Here is a 17997-nt window from a genome sequence, read left to right on the forward strand (position 1 = left end):
AGACTCATCGCGCGGAGGGCATGCCGAACGTGCGCTTCAGCGACACATTCGGCAGAACATGTGCTTCACAGTACGGGCGAGCCCGGGTTCTGGATAGATCGTCTCGCAGTGTGGACCGGGCGCGGGAAACCGGCCCGGCCGGGGAACATCGGGCACTTTCCGCCCGCCGAATCGCCAGTGGTAGGTGTGCGATCAGCACCCTGCACTCCTGACCGCTCGACGAGAGGGGTGGACGCCCGTGCGGTGTTTCGGAGGTGTCGAGAACCCTTGACAAATATTCTTGTCAAGGGTTTCATCGACACATGCAAGACATGCAGATCGTGACCGACCCCAAGGCAGCCGCGCTGTTGCTGGACCCGGTGCGGCGGCAGTTGCTCGCCGCGGCCGGGGAGCCGGCGTCCGCTGCGCAGCTCGCCCAGCGGGTGGGGCTGAGCCGGCAGAAGGTGAACTATCACGTGCGGGCCCTGGAGGAGCGCGGGTTGTTGCAGCAGGTGGAGGAACGCCGCTGGGGCGGGATCACCGAACGGCTGCTAGTGGCCACCGCGATCTCCTATGTGGTCTCCCCGGAGGCGCTCGGCGAAGTGCGAGCGGACCCGCGCAAGGTCACCGACCGTCTCTCGGCCCAGTACCTCGTTGCGCTCGCGACCCGCGCGGTGCGGGAGGTCGGTGAGCTCCTGCGGCGCGCCGGAGCGGAGGGGCAGCAGGTCGCCACGCTCTCGGTCGACTCCGTGGTGCGGTTTCGATCCGCCGGTGAACGGGCCCAGTTCGCCGATGACCTCGGAGCTGCCGTGCGCTCGCTGGTCGCGCGCTACCACGCGGCCGACGCGGCTGATGGGCGCGAGCACCGACTCGTGATCGCGGTCCATCCGATCCCGGCCGATTCCCAGTCCGACACACCTGTTGCAGTCAGAGGTAAGGAGCAGTCATGAACGAGCAAGACGCCCACACGAATGCACGCGGCATCGATCTGGAGATCGAGGTACCGGGCACTCCGGAACAGGTCTGGGAGGCCATCGCCACCGGTGCAGGGGTGTCCGCCTGGATGCACCCGACCCAGATCGAGGAGCACGCCGGAGGTAGCTACTCCTTCGACATGCAGCTCGGCGCGGGCAGCAACGATACCGGGCGCGTCGCGGACTATGACCGCCCGCACCGGTTCGCCACTGACGGCGTCGTGTGGCAACCACAAGGGGATGCTCCCCCGGCCACGCTGGCAACCGAGTGGTTCATCGAGGCCCGCGATGGCGGCAGCTGCACCGTGCGGATGGTGATGAGTGGGTTCGGCACCGGCGATGTCTGGGACGAGGAGATCGACGGCATGACCGCCGGGATGGGACAGGCGCTGCAGGCGCTGCGCAGCTACCTGCAGGCGGCTGTGCGATGAGCGGTCAGACCGCCGCGGCGGTACAGAACCCGAAGAGTGCGAACGAAGGAGAGGCGAGCTGATGCTGCTCGAGGACAAGGTGGCCGTGGTGTACGGAGCGGGCGGGGCTGTCGGGAGCGCAGTCGCACAGGTGCTGGCGCGAGAGGGGGCTGAGGTGTTCCTCGCCGGCCGGACGAGAGTCAAGCTGGATCGGGCTGCCGAGGCGGTGGAGGCCTCGGGGCGACGTCGTGCTCAGGTTGCGACCGTCGATGCCCTGGACGAGGACGACGTCGGCCGACACCTGGACTCTGTGCTGAATGTTGCCGGCCGGGTCGACATCAGCGTCAACGCCGTCGGCTTCGATAACGGTGAGCAGGGCATCCCGCTCACCGACCTGACTGCCGATGACTACTGCAGACCGATCGCCGAGTACACGCGTACCCACTTTGTCACCGCCAAGGCGGCCGGCAGGCAGATGGTGGCGCAGCGCAGGGGCGTGATCATCGCCCTGTCCAATCCGATGGCCAAGGCGCCTGCGGCATTGTCCGGGTGCTTCGGCCAGTACGCGGCTGCGGTAGAGGGCCTGGCTACCCAGCTGGCGGCTGAGCTCGGACCGGACGGCGTCCGGTCCCTCTGCCTGCGGCCCACCGGGATGCCCGCCTCGGCCCTGGAGCACGACAGTGCACCGGGGCGGATGTGGCGTAGGGCGGCAGAGCGATTCGGTATTGGCATCGACGAGCTGCTCGAGACGATCGGCGGCGGCACGTTGAGCGGTGAGCCGGTCAGCACCGGCGATGTCGCCGAGGCCGCGGCATTCGTAGCCTCCGACCGCGCCAAGGGTCTGACCGGCACGGTTATCAACGTCACCGGTGGCGCGGTCGCTGACTGAGGGGCTCGGCCCGCGATGCCAGTGGTGCAGGGTGGTCGGCGACCAGCACCCTGCACCACTGGCGTCTCACGGGGTGGCGGAGGCGCAGGCCTGAGTCGCCTCTGTGACTGATGTGAATGTTGTGAATAAAGGGGCTGGTGTTCACAAAATCTACTAAATCGAGTACGTTGGGGCGCGGTTCATCGTCAACGTCAATGCGACACGCCGTGTTGCTGCGGTTTGATGGAGATGACGAGCCCCCCGCGCAGGTGCGTGGGTGTTCAGAACACGACGAGGAGCAGACTCGGTGGTGACCCGGACCAAGTGGCGTAGCGCCGTCGCTGCGCTTGCCGCAGGTGTGCTTGCCGGCACGTTGTCAGCGGCACCCGCGCAGGCGGACCCGGACTACCCCAGCGAAGACGACATCGCCCAGGCCGAGCAGGCGGAGCAGTCCACCGCCGATCGGGTCCGGACGATCGAGGTCCAGCTGGCGGCCAATAACGCCGAACTGGAACAGACCCGGGTCGACGCCCAGGTCGCCGCCGAGGCCTACAACCAGGCTTCGGTAGCGCTCGAGCAAGCGCAGGCCGATGCCGATGCGGCCGCCACGGACGCCGAGCAGGCGGACGCCGACGTGCTCGCGGCACAGCAGCAGGTCGCGCAGATCGCGATGGCCTCCTACCGCAACAACGGCGAGGTCCAACAGCTGTCGATGTTCTTCAGCGCCGACGACTTCGAGCAGGCGCTCGACCGGGCGACGATGTTCGAGGTCCTCGGGTCCGATGCCGACGACGCCCATCAGCGACTCGATGCCGCCGAACGGGTGGCCGAGGTGATGCACCTGCGCGCGGACGAGACGCTCGCAGACGCCGAGGCCGCCGCGCAGCTCCGGGAGGAGGCGTCCCGGGACGCCGATGCCGCAGCCCTGGTTGCCCAGAACGCGGTAGAGAGCACCGCCAGTGAGCGGAACTCCCTGATCACCGAGCTCGCGAGCCTGCGCGAGACGACCGTGGAGCTCGAGGACGAGCGCCAGGCAGGTATCGAGGCCGAGCAGCGCGAGCGGGAGAACGCGGCCGCCGCTGCGGCCCTCGAGGCGCAGGCGGAGCAGGAGGCGGCCGAGGAGGCTGCGCGGGCCGAAGCAGCCGAGGAGCAGGAGACGGCTCGGGATCGTTCCACCGAGGACAGCCAGTCCTCCTCCAGCAGTTCCGACGACCGGTCCGAGCGGCCACGCAACACCGACTCCGGTTCCAGTGGCAGCTCCGGTGGGAACAGTTCAGGCTCCTCCAGCAGTGGTGACAGCGGCAGCTCCGGTGGCAGCGGTTCCGACTCCGGCAGCAGCAGTTCCGGCTCTTCCGGTGGCAGCAGTTCCGACTCCGGCAGCGGCAACTCCGGCTCGGACAGCGGTGGCTCGACCGCGCCCTCGAGCGTGGGCCGGACAGCGCTGAACTGGGCAATGACCCAGATCGGCAAGCCCTACGTCTGGGGTGCGGACGGGCCGAACAGCTACGACTGCTCCGGGCTGACCATGCGGGCCTTCCAAAACGCCGGGGTGAACCTGCCCCGTACCACTGGGGCACAGTACGCCGCCACCACCCACGTGCCGGTCGGTGACATGCGGCCCGGAGACCTGATCTTCTACTCCAGCAACGGCTCGGCCTCGGGCATCTACCACGTGGCCATCTATGCCGGGAACGGGATGCGGGTGCACGCCCCCTCGCCCGGGAGCAATGTGGAGCACGTGCAGATCTGGTGGACCAACGTGCTGCCCTACGCCGGCCGGGTCTGACCGACCGGCCCGGCTCAGCCGCGCAGCGAGTAGGTCAGCACGGCGTTGCCCGCCGAGGTGACCGTGCTGTCCACCAAGTTCAGCCGGGTCACCGGCACGGAGTCGTCGAAGAGCCGGCGGCCAGTGCCCACGGCCGGATGCACGGTGAGCGTGAGGGTGTCGACCACACCGGCGAGGAACAGCGTCCGCACGGTCTCGATCCCGCCGGCCACGGTGATCCCGCCCTCGCCGGCGTGGGTCAGGTCCCGCACGTAGGCGACCGGGTCCCCGTCGATCGCGGTACTGTTCCAGCCCAGATCGCCGCCGCCCGCGGAGGTGAGCACGTGCTTGCGGGCCGGGTTGATGAAGGCGGCGAACGGGTCGCCGTCAGCGTGCGGTGGCCAGTATTCGCTCCACTCTTGCCAGAGCACCCGGCCGATCACCACATCGGTGACGCCGGCCAGAGTCGCCCCCATCAGCTGCCCCTCCTCGGGGCCGAAGGCGTCGAACTGGAACTTGTCCGGAGATTCCACCACGCCGTTCACAGCGCAGAACAAATGGGCGGTGACAGAGCGGGTCATGGCGAGGTCCTTTCCTCGAGGTCGCCGCCCAGCGCTGGTCGCGGAGCGGACACCAGTAGGTACGCCCGGAGGCGGGCGAACTCATCGGCACCCACGGTATTGCCCGGCCGGCCTCCTCACTAGGCCGGGCCGAACGCATCCGGTCGCCGCGCTCCGCCGTCGCGCTCCTCAGAAGCCGATATGCGGCTGTGGGTGGGTGTACCCGGTGTCCTTGGCACGCTGGAATGACCGGCGGATCTCCTCCTCGGCCGCTTCGCGGTCCACCCAGTGCGCGCCTTCGACCGACTTGCCCGGCTCCAGGTCCTTGTACACCTCGAAGAAGTGCTGGATCTCCAGCCGGTGGAACTCGGAGACGTCGTCGATGTCGCTGCGCCAGCTGGCCCGCTGATCCCCGACCGGTACGCAGAGCACCTTGTCGTCACCACCGGCCTCGTCCCGCATCCGGAACATGCCCAGGGCGCGGCACCGGATCAGGCATCCCGGGAACGTGGGTTCCTCGAGCAGGACCAACGCGTCCAGTGGGTCGTCGTCCTCACCCAAGGTGCCGTCGATATAGCCGTAGTCGTCCGGATAGCGGGTCGAGGTGAACAGCATCCGGTCCAACCGGATCCGCCCGGTCTCGTGATCCACCTCGTACTTGTTCCGCTGCCCCTTGGGGATCTCGATGGTGACGTCGAATTCCACAGCCTGTCTCTTCTCACTTCGCCGATGTGCTTCCCCTAGTGTGGCGTACGGTCGGCCGATTCGGGTGAGCCGGAAGGAACGAAGGGCAAAGTGTGGTGAAGACGGCAGGTGCGGGGCGGCGCCCCACCTCGCAGCGGCAGGCAGGCTCGGCCGCACGAGCGACCTCCGGCCGACCCCCAGCGGGCCGTCCGCCACGGTCGAGCGCGAGCAGCAGGCGCCGCGCCCGGATGTACCGGCGGCGCCGCATCACCGTCGGTCTGGCGCTGCTGCTGGTCCTCGGAACCGGCTACGCGGCACTCGATGCTGCCGACATTGCCCCCGGTGTGCTGACTACCACCGACCCGTGGCCGGAGGCGGAGCCCTTCCCCACACCGGCACTGCCGGGCCCAGTTGCCGAGGCGGCCGTCCCCGGCCTGGCCGAGGACGCGCCGATGCCCACCACCGAGGCGCTGACCGAACTCACCGCCGACCTTCTGCCTTCCTCCGTGGCCGGCCCGGAGCCGGGGGTGATGGTGGTGGACGTGGCCAGCGGGACCGAGCTGTTGGCCCAGAACGTGGCCGACGGCTACGTGCCCGCTTCCACGCTGAAGGTCGTGGTGGCGCTCGCCGCCGTCGCCTCCTACGGCGACCAGCACCGGTTCGAGACGACCGTCAGCACCGGCGGGGACGGGCAGATCACGCTGGTGGCCGGCGGGGACCTCACCCTGGCCGAAGGAGCCGGCAACCCGGATGCGGTGGTCGGGCACGCCGGCCTGGCTGACCTCGCCGAGCAGACCGCAGAAGCGCTGAGCGAGCAGGGTCAGGACAGTGTGCAGCTCGCCCTGGACGACACCCTGTTCACCGGCGACACGTTGGCACCCCGGTGGGCGGACGTGGACCTGGCGAACGGCTGGGCGATGCATATGGCGCCGCTCGCAGTGGATATCGGCCGCATCGACGGGCAACTGCCCCGCTCCACCGACGCTGCGATGGACGCCGCCGAATCCTTTGCCGACGCACTCTCCGACGCCGGTATCACCGTGGCGGGGGACATCGCCCGCGCCCCTGCCGCGGAGGACGCCACCCCGCTCGCCACCGTCTCCTCGGCCACTCTCGGGGAGATCGTCGCTTACACGCTGCAACACTCGGAGAACATCCTCTCCGAAGCCCTGGGTCGGATGACGGCGGTGGCCACCGGGCACGAGGCAAGTTTCGCCGGTGCGAGCGAGGCGGTCCTCGCCGTGCTGACCGAGCTGGGGCTGGACACTAGTGGGGCCACGATGGTGGACGCCTCTGGGGTGTCCTCGGCCAGCCAGCTCACCCCGCAGCTGCTCACCGGCGCCGTGCGGCTGGCAGCGGACGGCTCTCATCCGGAGTTGCTCGCCATTGCCGACGGCGTTCCGGTCGCTGGTCTGGAAGGCACCCTCGCGACCCGGTTGGGTCAGGCCCCGGCCGCGGGGCTGCTGCGCGCTAAGACCGGCACGTTGCCGCAGGCGATCTCGCTCGCCGGTCTGGTCACCACGGCCGATGGCCGGCTGCTCGCGTTCACCGTGCTGGCGAACGACTTCGAGTCCGGTGGCGCCTGGGGTGTGCGCGCCGCCGTGGACGAGTGGGCCGCCGAGCTGGCCGCCTGCGGTTGCCGCTGAGCGGCCAGCTCGGGACCCCTCAGTTGATCTCCGGTGCCGACTCCTCCTGGGTAGCGTCCTGGCCCGCGGCCACCTCCGGCCGCTCGATCACCACCCGGCCGCGCATCGCGATGTAGTGGAACAGGCCGCCCAGGAGGGCGCCAATGAGCCAGGCGAAGCCACCGAGCGCCGTCAGGGCCGGCACCCACACGGCCGCGATGGAGAAGATCGCCGCCAGCCCGCCAGCGGCGAGGGCGCGCCGGTTCCAGCCGTTGCGGTACCAGTACACCCCGGCCGGATCGCCGGAGAACATGTCCGGCACGCTCAGCCGGCCGCGGCGGAGCACGTAGTAGTCGACCACCAGGATGCCGTACAGCGGCGCGAGGATCGCTCCGAGCGTATCCACGAAAGCCGGCAGCCCCATGTTCCCGATCGCGGCCACCCACAGGCCACCGATGATGAACCCGAAGACCGCTGTGATCGCGCCACCCACTTTGAAGCTGATCTTGGACGGCATCAGGTTGGCCAGGTCGTAGGCGGGTGGAATGAAGTTCGCCACCAGGTTGATGCCCACAGTGGCGAGCAGGAAGGTGATCGCTGCGATCACGATGAGGAAGGGATTTCCCACCTGGGCCACGATGTCCGCCGGGTTGGTCAGCGGCTCACCGGTGCTGTCCTGGTAGACGATGTAGGCGCCGGCGGTGGTGAACAGGGACAGGAAGGTGAAGAACGCCAGCGAGACCGGCAGGCCGAGGAAGTTTCCACGCCGCATCGCCCGAGTGGTCCGGGTGAACCGGGCGAAGTCCCCGAAGTTCACCACCACGGCAGCGAAGTAGGCCACCATCGTGCCGGTGACGCCGAAGAACGCCAGCACCGCCGCCATGCCGGTCTTGCCGCCTTCGAACAGGCTGCCGACGCCGGAGATCATCTCCCCGCCGGCCTGCACCCAGATCGCGATCAGCAGCAGCACCATCACCACGTACACCGCCGGTCCGGCGAAGTTCAGGAACTTGGCGATCCAGTCCAGGCCGCGGGCGAACAGCGCCACCTGGAAGGCGGCCACCAGGATGTAGGAGATCCAGTCGACCACCGTCATGCCCAGGAACGTGCCGGTCGGGCCGGTGCCGACGATCGCATGCAGTGCCAGGGCCACTGCCGTGGAGGCGAAGTAGGTCTGTGCGCCGTACCAGAACATCCCGACGATGCCGCGTAGCAGTGCCGGGAACTTGGCGCCGAAGACTCCCATGCTGGTGCGGGCCATCACCGCGTACGGCACGCCGTAGCGCACGCTCGGGCGGCCGGACAGTCCCACCAGGCCCATCACGATGAACCCGGCCAGGATGATGGCGGCGAACACGTACCAGCCGCTGATGCCGGCGGTGATGAACAGACTGGCGGCGAGGGTGTAGCCGGCCAGGGACTGCACGTCGTTGGTCCAGACGTTGAAGATCGCGAACGAGCCCCATTTCCGGCCGGCCGGTGGTACCGGAGCGAGGTCCTCGTTATAGAGACGCTTGTCCTTGTCGGTCACGGTGTAGTGGTGAATCGGCAGGAGTTCGTCGTGAGCTTTGATGGTGCGTCGCGGAGCCATTGTTCTCCCTACTCGTCTTTGAGTTACACGTAATGGAAATAATAGCCCAAGATATGAAATCTTGGGAGGGAACTGTGGGTGCAGTCACCGTACGACGGCGGAGGTCGCCTTCACCTGCCGCGTCGCCGTAGTTGCGGGGGTAGGTGGGGATGGCCGGGCCCGCGGGGGTGGGCGTTGGCCGGGCGACCTGGCCGGCACGTGTGGGGGTTGGCGGGGCGACCGGGCCCGCGGGTGCTGGGGCGCACGGGCGCCAGGCGGAGTCCGTAAGGTGGGGGAATGGCAACAGAGCCCGGAGCAGCACCCGCCGCCGACGCCCCGCCCGAGCCGCCGCGCCCCGCCGTGGACTGGGAGCTGGCGTCCCGCCGAGCCCGGCAGCTCGCCCGCCCCGGGCCGGCTGTGCCCCCGGCGGAGGCTCGCGAATTCGTTGCCGAACTTCGGGAATCGGCGCTGGCCGCCCCGGCCCACGTCGGTGCGGTCACCGGCCTGCTCGAACCGGCGCTGCGCGCCGGCGCGGGCCCGGTGTACGTGCTCGACCGGCCGCGCTGGGTCGACGCCAACCTGACCATGTTCCGCTCGCTGATCGGCGATGTGCTCCCCACCCCGACCGGGCCGTGGGGCGCGCAGGCCACCGGGGTGGAGCTCGCCGGCGTCCTCGCGTTGCTCTCCTCCCGAGTGCTCGGCCAGTACGACCCCTACACCACCACCTCGGCCGGCACCGGGCGGCTCGTCCTGGTCGCACCCACCATCCTGAAGATTCAGACCGAGCTCGGTCTGCGTCGCCGCGACTTCGGCCTCTGGGTGTGCCTGCACGAGCAGACCCACGCCCTGCAGTTCGCCGCCGCCCCCTGGCTCGCCGACCACCTGCGCACCACGATGCGAGAGCTGCTCGGCACCCTCGCCGAGACTGGCGACGGTGCCGACCGGCTGGAGCAGTTCGTCCGCGCCCTGCCTCGAGTGCTCCGCGGCGAACGCTCCGACGCCACCTCCTCCTCGCTGTTGGATGCCGTGCTCAACGAACCGGAACGCGACCTGATGGCCGAGGCGATGGCCACCATGTCCCTGCTCGAGGGGCACGCCGATGTGGTGATGGACGAGGTCGGCCCCCAGGTGGTGCCCACCGTGCGCAAGATCCGCCGCGCCTTCGAACGACGACGCTCGGGCACGTCGCCGATGGATGTGCTGGTGCGCCGGCTGCTCGGTCTGGACGCCAAGCTCGCGCAATACCGCAACGGCGCGAAGTTCGTCCGCAGCGTGGTCGACCAGGTGGGCCACGACGGCTTCAACGCGGTGTGGGCTGCCCCGGAGCACCTACCGCGGGCGGTCGAACTCGCCGACCCCCAGGCGTGGGTGCGGCGCGTGCACGGCTGATGGCCGGCCCACCCGGACCCATCGCCCGGGTCCGGTACGCGGTGCGCACCTTCCTCACCGACCGGATCGAGTCCGGGGAGGTAGCGCCGGGTGACCTGGTGCTCGTCGCCTGCTCCGGCGGTCCGGACTCCCTCGCCCTGGCCGCTGCCACCGCGTTCGTGGCCCCACGCCTGGGCCTGCGCGCCGGCGCGGTGCACGTCGATCACGGCCTGCAGCCCGAGAGCGCCCAGGTCGCCGAACAGACCGTAGCTGCCTGCACCGCCCTCGGCCTCGAGCCCAGTCTGAGTGTGCGGCCGCCGCACCCGGATGCCCCGCCGGGGCCCGGCGTGACCGGCCAGCCCGCGACCGGTGCCCCCGCCCCCGCCACGGGTCCGCCCGAACCGGGCGGACCCGAGGCCAGGGCGCGCAGCCTGCGGTACACAGCGCTCGAGGCGGTCCGGCAGGAACAGCGAGCCTGCGCCGTCGTGCTGGGACATACCGAGGACGACCAGGCCGAGACCGTGCTGCTCGCCCTCGCCCGCGGCTCCGGTATTCGGGCAGTGTCCGGGATGGCGCCGGTGCGCCAGAGGCTGTGGCGCCCGCTGCTGACCATCACCCGGGCGGACACCGAACAGATGTGCCGGCTGGCGGAGCTGCCGGCCTGGCAGGACCCGACCAACGCCCTGGACGGTCCGTGGCGCACTGCCGCAGGTGACCCGCTGCCCCGCTCGGCGATCCGGCACCGCGTGCTCCCGGTGCTGCAGGAGGTGCTCGGACCCGGTGTGCGGGCGGCGCTGGCCCGCACGGCCGCGCTCGCCCGGGACGACGCCGACCACCTCGACGTGCTCGCCGAGGAGCTGGCCGCCCGCGCCATCGACCACCCACCGGAGCAGGTCCGCCTGGATGCTGCTGTGCTGGCTCAGGCACCATCGGCCCTGCGCAGCCGGGTGCTGCACCAGGCAGCACTGCGTGCCGGCTGCCCTGCCGGAGCGCTCGCATCAGTGCACGTGGGCCAGCTCGAAGCGCTGGTGATCGACTGGCACGGCCAGGGGGCGGTCCACCTGCCCGGGGGCCTCGAAGGGGTGCGAGAATGTGGCAGGCTTGTGCTGCGCGCGGCTCCGTCGGCCCGGACCGGTGGCGGGCGCCCGGACCCGACCGTCGACCTGGAGAAGTGAGTGGACGCCACCGATATGGGCTCGGACCTGGAGAAGGTCCTGCTCACCGAGGAACAGATCGCCGCTCGCTTGGACGAGCTGGCGGCGCAGATCGACGCCGACTACGACGGTCGGGAGATCCTGCTCGTCGGGGTCCTCAAGGGTGCGGTGATGGTGATGGCCGACCTCTCCCGCCGGATGCACACCGAGCTGCGGATGGACTGGATGGCGGTCTCCTCCTACGGTTCCGGTACCAAGTCCTCCGGTGTGGTGCGCATCCTCAAGGACCTGGACACCGATATCGACGGGAAGCACGTCCTCATCGCCGAGGACATCATCGACTCCGGGCTGACCCTGTCCTGGCTGGTGAGCAACCTGCGCAGCCGTAACCCCGCCTCGGTGGAGGTGGCGGCACTGCTGCGCAAGCCGGAGTCGGCCAAGGTGGACGTGGACGTGCGCTATATCGGCTTCGACGTGCCCTCGGAGTTCGTGGTGGGTTACGGCCTGGACTACGCCGGCCGGTACCGCAACCTTCCGTTCGTGGGCACTCTCGCCCCGCACGTCTATCAGCGCTGAACGGCCAGGAGCGCTCATGCCCTCGGCGAACAGAGACCAGATTTGGCTGCCGCGTCGTATAGCGTCACCTGAGGAACTGCTAGCAGGAGGGACCCCGGCCACCGGGATCAGGCGATGAATCTGAAGAAGTTGCTGCGCGGTCCGCTGATCTGGATCCTCATCCCGATCATCGTGATCATCGTGAGTTTTCAGCTCATGGGCGGCGGCGGTGTGCGCGAGATCGACACCTCCGCCGGTCTGGAGCTGCTCTCCGGTGAGACGGTGGAGCAGGCGGAGATCACCGACGGCGAGCAGCGCGTCAGCCTCACCCTGACCGAGGACTATGTCGCCGAGGACGGCGAGAACTACGGCCAGCAGGTGGAGTTCTACTACGTCGCCCCGCAGGGGGAGACGGTCGCGACGGCAGTCGCCGACGCTGCGCCGGCCCAGGGTTACAACTCCGTGGTTCCGCAGACTCCGTGGTGGTCCAGCCTGCTGATGACCATGCTCACCGTGCTGCTGCTGGTGGGTGTGTTCTGGTTCATCATGTCGCGGATGCAGGGCGGCAACTCCCGGATGATGAACTTCGGGAAGTCCAAGGCCAAGCAGGTCACCAAGGAGACGCCGAAGGTCACCTTCTCGGACGTCGCCGGGGTGGACGAGGCCGTCGAGGAGCTCGAGGAGATCAAGGACTTCCTCTCCGACCCGGCCCGGTTCCAGGCGGTCGGGGCGAAGATCCCCAAGGGCGTGCTGCTGTACGGCCCGCCCGGTACCGGTAAGACCCTGATGGCCCGGTCGGTGGCTGGGGAGGCCGGGGTGCCGTTCTACTCCATCTCCGGTTCGGACTTCGTGGAGATGTTCGTGGGTGTGGGTGCCTCCCGGGTGCGCGACCTGTTCGAGCAGGCGAAGAACAACTCACCGGCGATCATCTTCGTGGACGAGATCGACGCCGTCGGCCGCCAGCGTGGCGCCGGCCTGGGCGGCGGGCACGACGAGCGCGAGCAGACCCTGAACCAGCTCCTGGTGGAGATGGACGGGTTCGATGTGAACACCAATGTCATCCTCATCGCCGCGACCAACCGGCCGGACATCCTCGACCCGGCGCTGTTGCGTCCGGGCCGGTTCGACCGGCAGATCGCCGTGGAGTCCCCGGACCTGAAGGGCCGCGAGGAGATCCTGCGGGTGCACTCCCAGGGCAAGCCGATGGCCCCGGACGTGGATCTGCACGCGTTCGCCAAGCGCACCCCGGGCTTCACCGGAGCTGACCTGGCGAACGTGCTGAACGAGGCCGCGCTGCTCACCGCCCGGCAGAACGGCACGCTGATCGGCAACTACGAGCTGGACGAGGCTGTCGACCGGGTGATCGCCGGGCCGCAGAAGAAGACCCGGGTGATGAACGAGAAGGAGCGCAAGCTCACCGCCTACCACGAGGGTGGGCACGCCCTGGTGGCGGCCGCGCTGCGCTACACCGACCCGGTGACCAAGGTGACCATCCTGCCGCGCGGGCGCGCCCTCGGATACACGATGGTGATGCCGGCCGAGGACAAGTACTCCACCACCCGGAACGAGCTGCTCGACCAGCTCGCTTACGCCATGGGTGGTCGGGTGGCCGAGGAGATCGTCTTCCACGATCCGACCACCGGTGCCTCCAACGACATCGAGAAGGCCACCGCCACCGCGCGGAAGATGGTCAAGGAGTTCGGGATGAGCGAACGGGTCGGCGCGATCCGGCTCGGCACTCCGGACGGTGAGGTGTTCCTCGGCCGGGACATGGGCCATCAGCGGGAGTACTCCGAGGACGTCGCGGGGCTGGTGGACGACGAGGTGCGCCGGATGATCGACTCCGCGCACGACGAGGCCTGGCACATCCTGAACGAGTACCGGCACGTGCTGGACAGCCTGGCCAGCGAGCTGCTGGAGCGGGAGACGCTGAACCAGGCCGAGCTGGCCGAGGTGTTCACCGCGGTGATCAAGCGCGATCCGCGGCCGGTGTGGCTGTCCAGCCAGGACCGCCCGGTCAGCGATATCCCGCCGGTGCAGAGCCGGTTGGAGCTGGCCCAGGGCCAGCAGCCGATGCAGCCGCAGGATCAGGCTGCGGCCGCCGGTGACGAGACCATCGCCGGCCCGATCGCCCCGGGCGGGGAGCCCGCGCCGGGCACCGCGCGTCCGGAGGAGAGTGGCGCCTCGGGTCTCTATGACCAGACTGCCGACGGCGGCGCGCACCCTGGTACGAATCCGCAGGACGGCGGGGCGCACCCGGGTACGAGTCCGCAGGACGGCGTGGCGCACCCGGGTGGTTCGCCCGCCGAGGCCTGGGGTCAACCCGGTGGGGCCGTTCCAGGCCCGGAGCAGCCGGGTCCGTCCGGCCCCAGCGAACCGGGAGCACCCGGTGCCGGTGAGGGCGGCCCGCCCGAGGAGTCTCGGTGACCGATCACCAGCCCGGCACCGTCGAGCGGGATGCCGGTGTGCCCTACGGCGCCACCGAGCACCACTACGACGCCGACGGCGTCGAGCGTGCCGTGCGGGATCTGCTCCGGGCGGTGGGAGAGGACCCGGACCGGCCCGGTCTGCGGGAAACCCCCGCGCGAATGGCGCGCGCGTACACGGAGATCTTCGCGGGGCTGCGCCAGGACCCTGAGGACGTCGTGCACACCTTCTTCGACATCGATCACGAGGAGATGGTGATCGTGCGCGATATCGAGGTCTACTCCACCTGCGAGCACCACCTGCTGCCTTTCCACGGGGTCGCGCACGTCGGCTACATCCCCTCTGCCGCCGGCACGGTGACGGGGCTGAGCAAGCTCGCCCGACTGGTGGACGTCTTCGCGAAGCGGCCGCAGGTCCAAGAACGGCTGACCACGCAGATCGCCGACGCTCTGGTCCGCCTTCTCGACGCCCGCGGGGTGATCGTGGTGGTGGAGTGCGAGCACCTGTGCATGTCCATGCGCGGGGTCCGCAAGCCCGGGTCGCGTACGGTGACCTCCGCGGTCCGCGGGATGATGCGCACCAGTGCCACTCGCGCCGAGGCGATGAGCTTGATCGCCAGGGCGTGAGGGTTACCGGCGCAGATAGGGTGTTCGGGTGACCTCACGGACGTTGGTGATGGGGGTGGTGAACGTGACCCCCGACTCTTTCAGCGACGGCGGCCAGTGGTTCGAGACCGACGTCGCCATCGCCCACGGCCGCACGCTCCTGGAGCAGGGTGCGGACATCGTGGACGTCGGCGGTGAGTCCACCCGACCCGGCGCCGAGCGGGTGCCCGAGAGGGAAGAACTCGATCGGGTCATTCCCGTGGTGGAAGCGATGACCGGCCGCGGTGCTCAGGTCAGTGTGGACACGATGCGCGCCGCCGTCGCCGATGCCGCGTTGGCGGCCGGCGCCGGCCTGATCAACGACGTGTCCGGCGGCCTGGCCGATCCGGATATGCCCGGTGTGCTGGCCGCACACGGCGCGCGGTACGTCCTCTCCCACTGGCGCGGGCACTCCGATGTGATGACCGGCCGTGCCGTCTACACCGACGTCACCGCCGAGGTGCTGGCCGAGCTCTCCGACCGGGTGAGGGCGATCCGGGCCGCCGGGGTGCGCGCCGATCAGATCGTGCTCGACCCGGGCCTGGGATTCGCCAAGAATGCCAAGCATAACTGGCGGCTGCTGGCCGACCTGGACCAGGTGAAAGCCCTCGGCTACCCGGTGCTCATCGGCGCGTCTCGCAAGCGCTTCCTCGGTCAGATTCTCGCTGAGGCCGGAGCCGAGTCGCTTCCGGCTTTCCGGGACCGGGCGACGGCCGCCGTCAGCGCTCTGGCTGCTGCCAAAGGCGTGTGGGCGGTGCGGGTGCACGATGTGGCCGGTAGCGTCGACGCTATCCGGGTAGCTCAGGCATGGCGGGAGGCTGAGAATGAGCGGTGAGAATCCCATGGCGGAGGAGCCGGAGAACCAGAAGGACCTGGAGACTATGACGCGAGCAGCCCCCGTGCACGAGCCGATCCTCGGCGCACCGACCCGTGCCGGGGAGACCGGTACCTACGGAGCGAACGACCAGATCCGGCTGACCGGTGTCGCCGGGATCGGTCACCACGGTGTGCTCGAGGAGGAGCGCCGGGACGGCCAGCCCTTCCTCGCCGATCTCGTACTGACCGTGGACACTCGAGCGGCCGCCGCCGATGACGACCTCACCCGGACCGTCAACTACGCCGAGGTGGCCCAGCAGGTGGTGGCCGTGATCGAGGGGGAGCCGGCCAACCTGATTGAGACCCTGGCCGCCCGGATCGCGGCGGTAGCGCTGCGCCACGAGGGCGTGCAGCAGGCGAGCGTGACCGTGCACAAGCCGGAAGCGCCGGTGGGTGTGCCCTTCACCGATGTCGAGGTGACGATCACCCGCACCCCGGCGGACGACCTGCCGGAGGTCGACCTTGGCTCCGCTGAGCAGTCCGCTGCACCGGCGCCATTGCCGCCGCTGCCACCCACTGTGCTGCCACCTGCGGCCGCCGCGACGCCCGAGCCGGTCTCGGACGAGCCGGAATCCTCGGCCGCCGGTGCGGATCTGCACGCCGAGCCGGAGCAACCGGTGCCGGTGGTGATCGCCCTGGGTGGGAACGTCGGTGATGTCCGCACCACACTCCGTGCCGTGGTGGCCGATCTCCGCGCGATGCCCGGCTTGTCCGTCGAGGAGGTGTCCCCGCTGGCCCGCACGGCCGCTGTCCTCGCGCCAGACGCCGTCGCCCAGCCGGACTACTTGAACGCGGTGGTGCTGGCCACCACCGCCATGGCACCGATGGCCCTGCTGGAATCGATGCAGGGACTGGAGAATGCCTACGGTCGGCGGCGCGCGGAGCGCTGGGGGGAACGCACTCTGGACCTCGACCTGATCGTCTACGACGGCGTCAGCTCCACCGATCCGGAGCTGTCGCTGCCGCACCCGCGCGCCAGTGAGCGGGCCTTCGTGCTGGTGCCCTGGGCGCAGGTCGCCCCGGATGCTTTCCTGCCCGGGCTCGGCGGTGGGCCGGTGGCCACGCTCGCGGAGACCGCGCCGGACCGCGGTGGGGTGCGCTGGTTGGCGCTGGACTGGCTGGAAGACCCGGCCCGACCAGCGCCCGCACCGGAGCCCTCCCCGGCGCCGGATCCAGCCGCACCTGCGCCGGCAGCCGACTCGGATCCAGCCGTACCTGCGCCGGCAGCTGACTCAGCCGCAGCAGCGCCGCCGCCAGTCGTGGCACCCGAGGGAGCCCCAGCGGCGCCTGCGCCACGAGTGGCACCTCAGGCCGCCGTCGCAGCACCCGCCCCGGTGCCGGAATCGGCCCCCGCAGCGCCCGCCCCGGATGGGGCCAGCACGGCCGCCGCAGCGGAGGTCGATGACGCGGAGCAGGACTGGCCCGAGAACGACGCCGAACAGCCTGTCGACAACGCCTCCGCGCAGCCCGTGCCTCCTGCCGCCGGCGAGGAACGGGTGAGCCAGTGGGCGCCGCAGAGGCCGGAGGATCTGGAGCACCAGGAGAGCAGGGAGAGCCAGGACGACCTGGAGCTGCTCGCCCACGGCGACCCCGACCCGGAACCACCACCACCGGTGCTGCCGCCAGCCGGCCGGCCGGCTCGGGCAAGCTTCCCACCGCCGCAGGCACCCGCACCGGCCGCCTCCGCTCCGGCACCGGTCTCGGCGCCAGATGCTGGGCCCTGGGGAGAACCGGGAGCCGCCGAGCCCGACCGGGCACCGCAGCCGGCCCCAGAACCGCAGGCTCACCCAGAACCGGAGCCCGAGCCCGAGGATGAGCCCCAGGCCGAGAACGATCCCGAGGATGGCCCGGGGTCCTGGTTCGAGCAGTCCGCGGCACGGGCCGAGGCTGACCAGCGGCGTCAATCGAGCTTGCCCTGGGTCACCTCACCTGAGGAAGGGCAGGCACCGCGGCTGGCGCCGAAGTGGCAGCCGCTGCGCCGCCACGACGACACCTGATGGGCCGGTTGCGCTGGTCCACTCTGGGCGCAGTGACGATTGTCGCCGGAACGATCTCCGTTGTGGCGTTGCGCTGGTGGACCACGCGTGGCCACCTGCCGGTGAATGTACCGATCGTGCTCGCCGGCGTGCTGCTGGCCCTCGCCGTGCTGGTGCTGATCTTCGGGCTGCGGGTGCGCGCCGCGGTGCGCAACCACACGCTGGATGATCCGGTCGGGGCGAGCCGCGTGCTCGTGCTCGGTCAATCCGCCGCTGTCACCGCGGCGGTGCATGTGGGCTACCTGCTGGCCCAGCTCGGGTTGGCCCTGCCGCGCTGGGAGGCGCCGGAACCGCGCGCCCAGGTGCTCCGCGTTGTTGTCTGCCTGGTTGCTGCGCTAGGGCTCGCTGCGGCCGGGATGCTCACCCAGCATTTCTGCCGGGTCCCGCCCGAGGATGACGACGACGAGCAGGGCCCACGCCCCCCGGGCGCCACTGCCTGACCACCCGCAGCTGCTCGAGGGGCCACTCGTGTCGCTCACCGGCAGCGGGCGCGACAACGAGT

The 17997-nt window shown here is 70.0% G+C and carries 16 protein-coding genes; 13 read left to right on the forward strand and 3 right to left on the reverse strand.

Translation table 11 applies throughout. The features are described from left to right. Nucleotides 1-302: 302 nt before the first annotated feature. The 4 genes from FU260_RS04345 to FU260_RS04360 all read left to right on the forward strand — a co-directional run bounded on the left by FU260_RS04345 (nucleotide 303) and on the right by FU260_RS04360 (nucleotide 4017). Entirely contained in the window at nucleotides 303-929 is a 627-nt protein-coding gene (locus tag FU260_RS04345; RefSeq protein ID WP_147915946.1) for a winged helix-turn-helix domain-containing protein, read from the forward strand. Then, nucleotides 926-1384 carry an SRPBCC family protein gene (locus tag FU260_RS04350; protein ID WP_147915947.1) on the forward strand — a complete coding sequence of 153 codons (459 nt, stop codon included), beginning with the start codon at nucleotides 926-928 and terminating at the stop codon, nucleotides 1382-1384. The genes FU260_RS04345 and FU260_RS04350 overlap by 4 nt, the downstream gene beginning before the upstream one ends. A 61-nt stretch (nucleotides 1385-1445) precedes the next feature. Further along, nucleotides 1446-2252 carry an SDR family NAD(P)-dependent oxidoreductase gene (locus tag FU260_RS04355; RefSeq protein ID WP_147915948.1) on the forward strand — a complete coding sequence of 269 codons (807 nt, stop codon included), beginning with the start codon at nucleotides 1446-1448 and terminating at the stop codon, nucleotides 2250-2252. A 289-nt stretch (nucleotides 2253-2541) separates the two neighbouring features. Next, nucleotides 2542-4017: a C40 family peptidase gene (locus FU260_RS04360; protein WP_147915949.1), complete on the forward strand. Its 1476-nt coding sequence runs from the start codon at nucleotides 2542-2544 to the stop codon at nucleotides 4015-4017. 14 nt (nucleotides 4018-4031) lie between these two features. On the opposite strand, the gene FU260_RS04365 is transcribed toward FU260_RS04360, so the two are convergent. Together FU260_RS04365 and FU260_RS04370 are read right to left on the reverse strand one after the other, a co-directional pair. Further along, complete coding sequence (locus tag FU260_RS04365; protein WP_147915950.1) at nucleotides 4032-4577, reverse strand: dihydrofolate reductase family protein; 546 nt, start codon at nucleotides 4575-4577, stop codon at nucleotides 4032-4034. Nucleotides 4578-4745: 168 nt separating this feature from the next. After that, nucleotides 4746-5261 (reverse strand): inorganic diphosphatase, encoded by a 516-nt coding sequence (locus tag FU260_RS04370; protein WP_147915951.1) that lies wholly within the window; start codon nucleotides 5259-5261, stop codon nucleotides 4746-4748. Between the two features lie 227 nt (nucleotides 5262-5488). Between FU260_RS04370 and dacB the strand changes: the two genes are divergently transcribed. Next, nucleotides 5489-6886, forward strand: coding sequence for a D-alanyl-D-alanine carboxypeptidase/D-alanyl-D-alanine endopeptidase (gene dacB / locus FU260_RS04375; RefSeq protein ID WP_147915952.1), 1398 nt, complete (start codon nucleotides 5489-5491; stop codon nucleotides 6884-6886). A gap of 19 nt (nucleotides 6887-6905) precedes the next feature. Here the strand turns inward: dacB and FU260_RS04380 are convergent, their stop codons facing one another. Next, entirely contained in the window at nucleotides 6906-8456 is a 1551-nt protein-coding gene (locus FU260_RS04380) for an NCS1 family nucleobase:cation symporter-1 (protein WP_147915953.1), read from the reverse strand. A 276-nt stretch (nucleotides 8457-8732) separates the two neighbouring features. Between FU260_RS04380 and FU260_RS04385 the strand changes: the two genes are divergently transcribed. The 8 genes from FU260_RS04385 (at nucleotide 8733) to FU260_RS04420 (ending at nucleotide 17935) form a co-directional block, all read left to right on the forward strand. Further along, the gene (locus FU260_RS04385) at nucleotides 8733-9824 is read left to right on the forward strand and encodes a zinc-dependent metalloprotease (protein ID WP_147915954.1); all 1092 of its coding nucleotides are present in this window, start codon (nucleotides 8733-8735) and stop codon (nucleotides 9822-9824) included. Further along, a complete protein-coding gene (locus FU260_RS04390; RefSeq protein ID WP_147915955.1) occupies nucleotides 9824-10978 on the forward strand; it encodes a tRNA lysidine(34) synthetase in 1155 nt (384 codons plus the stop codon). The genes FU260_RS04385 and FU260_RS04390 overlap by 1 nt, the downstream gene beginning before the upstream one ends. After that, entirely contained in the window at nucleotides 10979-11533 is a 555-nt protein-coding gene (gene hpt, locus FU260_RS04395) for a hypoxanthine phosphoribosyltransferase (RefSeq protein WP_147915956.1), read from the forward strand. A 114-nt stretch (nucleotides 11534-11647) separates the two neighbouring features. Further along, nucleotides 11648-13939 (forward strand): ATP-dependent zinc metalloprotease FtsH, encoded by a 2292-nt coding sequence (gene ftsH, locus FU260_RS04400; protein ID WP_147915957.1) that lies wholly within the window; start codon nucleotides 11648-11650, stop codon nucleotides 13937-13939. Nucleotides 13940-13977: 38 nt separating this feature from the next. Continuing rightward, nucleotides 13978-14565, forward strand: coding sequence for a GTP cyclohydrolase I FolE (gene folE / locus FU260_RS04405; protein WP_210418282.1), 588 nt, complete (start codon nucleotides 13978-13980; stop codon nucleotides 14563-14565). A gap of 28 nt (nucleotides 14566-14593) precedes the next feature. Beyond that, nucleotides 14594-15418: a dihydropteroate synthase gene (gene folP, locus FU260_RS04410; RefSeq protein ID WP_413038352.1), complete on the forward strand. Its 825-nt coding sequence runs from the start codon at nucleotides 14594-14596 to the stop codon at nucleotides 15416-15418. Nucleotides 15419-15464: 46 nt separating this feature from the next. Next, nucleotides 15465-17456, forward strand: a complete 1992-nt coding sequence (folK, locus tag FU260_RS24025; protein ID WP_168211644.1) for a 2-amino-4-hydroxy-6-hydroxymethyldihydropteridine diphosphokinase — start codon at nucleotides 15465-15467, stop codon at nucleotides 17454-17456. 32 nt (nucleotides 17457-17488) lie between these two features. Next, nucleotides 17489-17935: a DUF3180 domain-containing protein gene (locus FU260_RS04420; RefSeq protein ID WP_168211645.1), complete on the forward strand. Its 447-nt coding sequence runs from the start codon at nucleotides 17489-17491 to the stop codon at nucleotides 17933-17935. Nucleotides 17936-17997 lie beyond the last annotated feature (62 nt).

The sequence above is a fragment of the Ruania zhangjianzhongii genome (genome assembly GCF_008000995.1).
In the GTDB taxonomy this organism is placed as follows: Bacteria; Actinomycetota; Actinomycetes; order Actinomycetales; family Beutenbergiaceae; genus Ruania; species Ruania zhangjianzhongii.

Excerpts from the sequence above, each read along its gene's own strand:
- FU260_RS04385 (WP_147915954.1), top strand. The coding sequence starts at position 8,733 with ATGGCAACAGAGCCCGGAGCAGCACCCGCCGCCGACGCCCCGCCCGAG.
- dacB (WP_147915952.1), top strand. The coding sequence starts at position 5,489 with ATGTACCGGCGGCGCCGCATCACCGTCGGTCTGGCGCTGCTGCTGGTC.
- FU260_RS04365 (WP_147915950.1), bottom strand. The coding sequence starts at position 4,577 with ATGACCCGCTCTGTCACCGCCCATTTGTTCTGCGCTGTGAACGGCGTG.
- FU260_RS04350 (WP_147915947.1), top strand. The coding sequence starts at position 926 with ATGAACGAGCAAGACGCCCACACGAATGCACGCGGCATCGATCTGGAG.
- FU260_RS04380 (WP_147915953.1), bottom strand. The coding sequence starts at position 8,456 with ATGGCTCCGCGACGCACCATCAAAGCTCACGACGAACTCCTGCCGATT.
- ftsH (WP_147915957.1), top strand. The coding sequence starts at position 11,648 with ATGAATCTGAAGAAGTTGCTGCGCGGTCCGCTGATCTGGATCCTCATC.
- FU260_RS04355 (WP_147915948.1), top strand. The coding sequence starts at position 1,446 with ATGCTGCTCGAGGACAAGGTGGCCGTGGTGTACGGAGCGGGCGGGGCT.
- FU260_RS04390 (WP_147915955.1), top strand. The coding sequence starts at position 9,824 with ATGGCCGGCCCACCCGGACCCATCGCCCGGGTCCGGTACGCGGTGCGC.
- FU260_RS04345 (WP_147915946.1), top strand. The coding sequence starts at position 303 with ATGCAAGACATGCAGATCGTGACCGACCCCAAGGCAGCCGCGCTGTTG.
- folK (WP_168211644.1), top strand. The coding sequence starts at position 15,465 with ATGACGCGAGCAGCCCCCGTGCACGAGCCGATCCTCGGCGCACCGACC.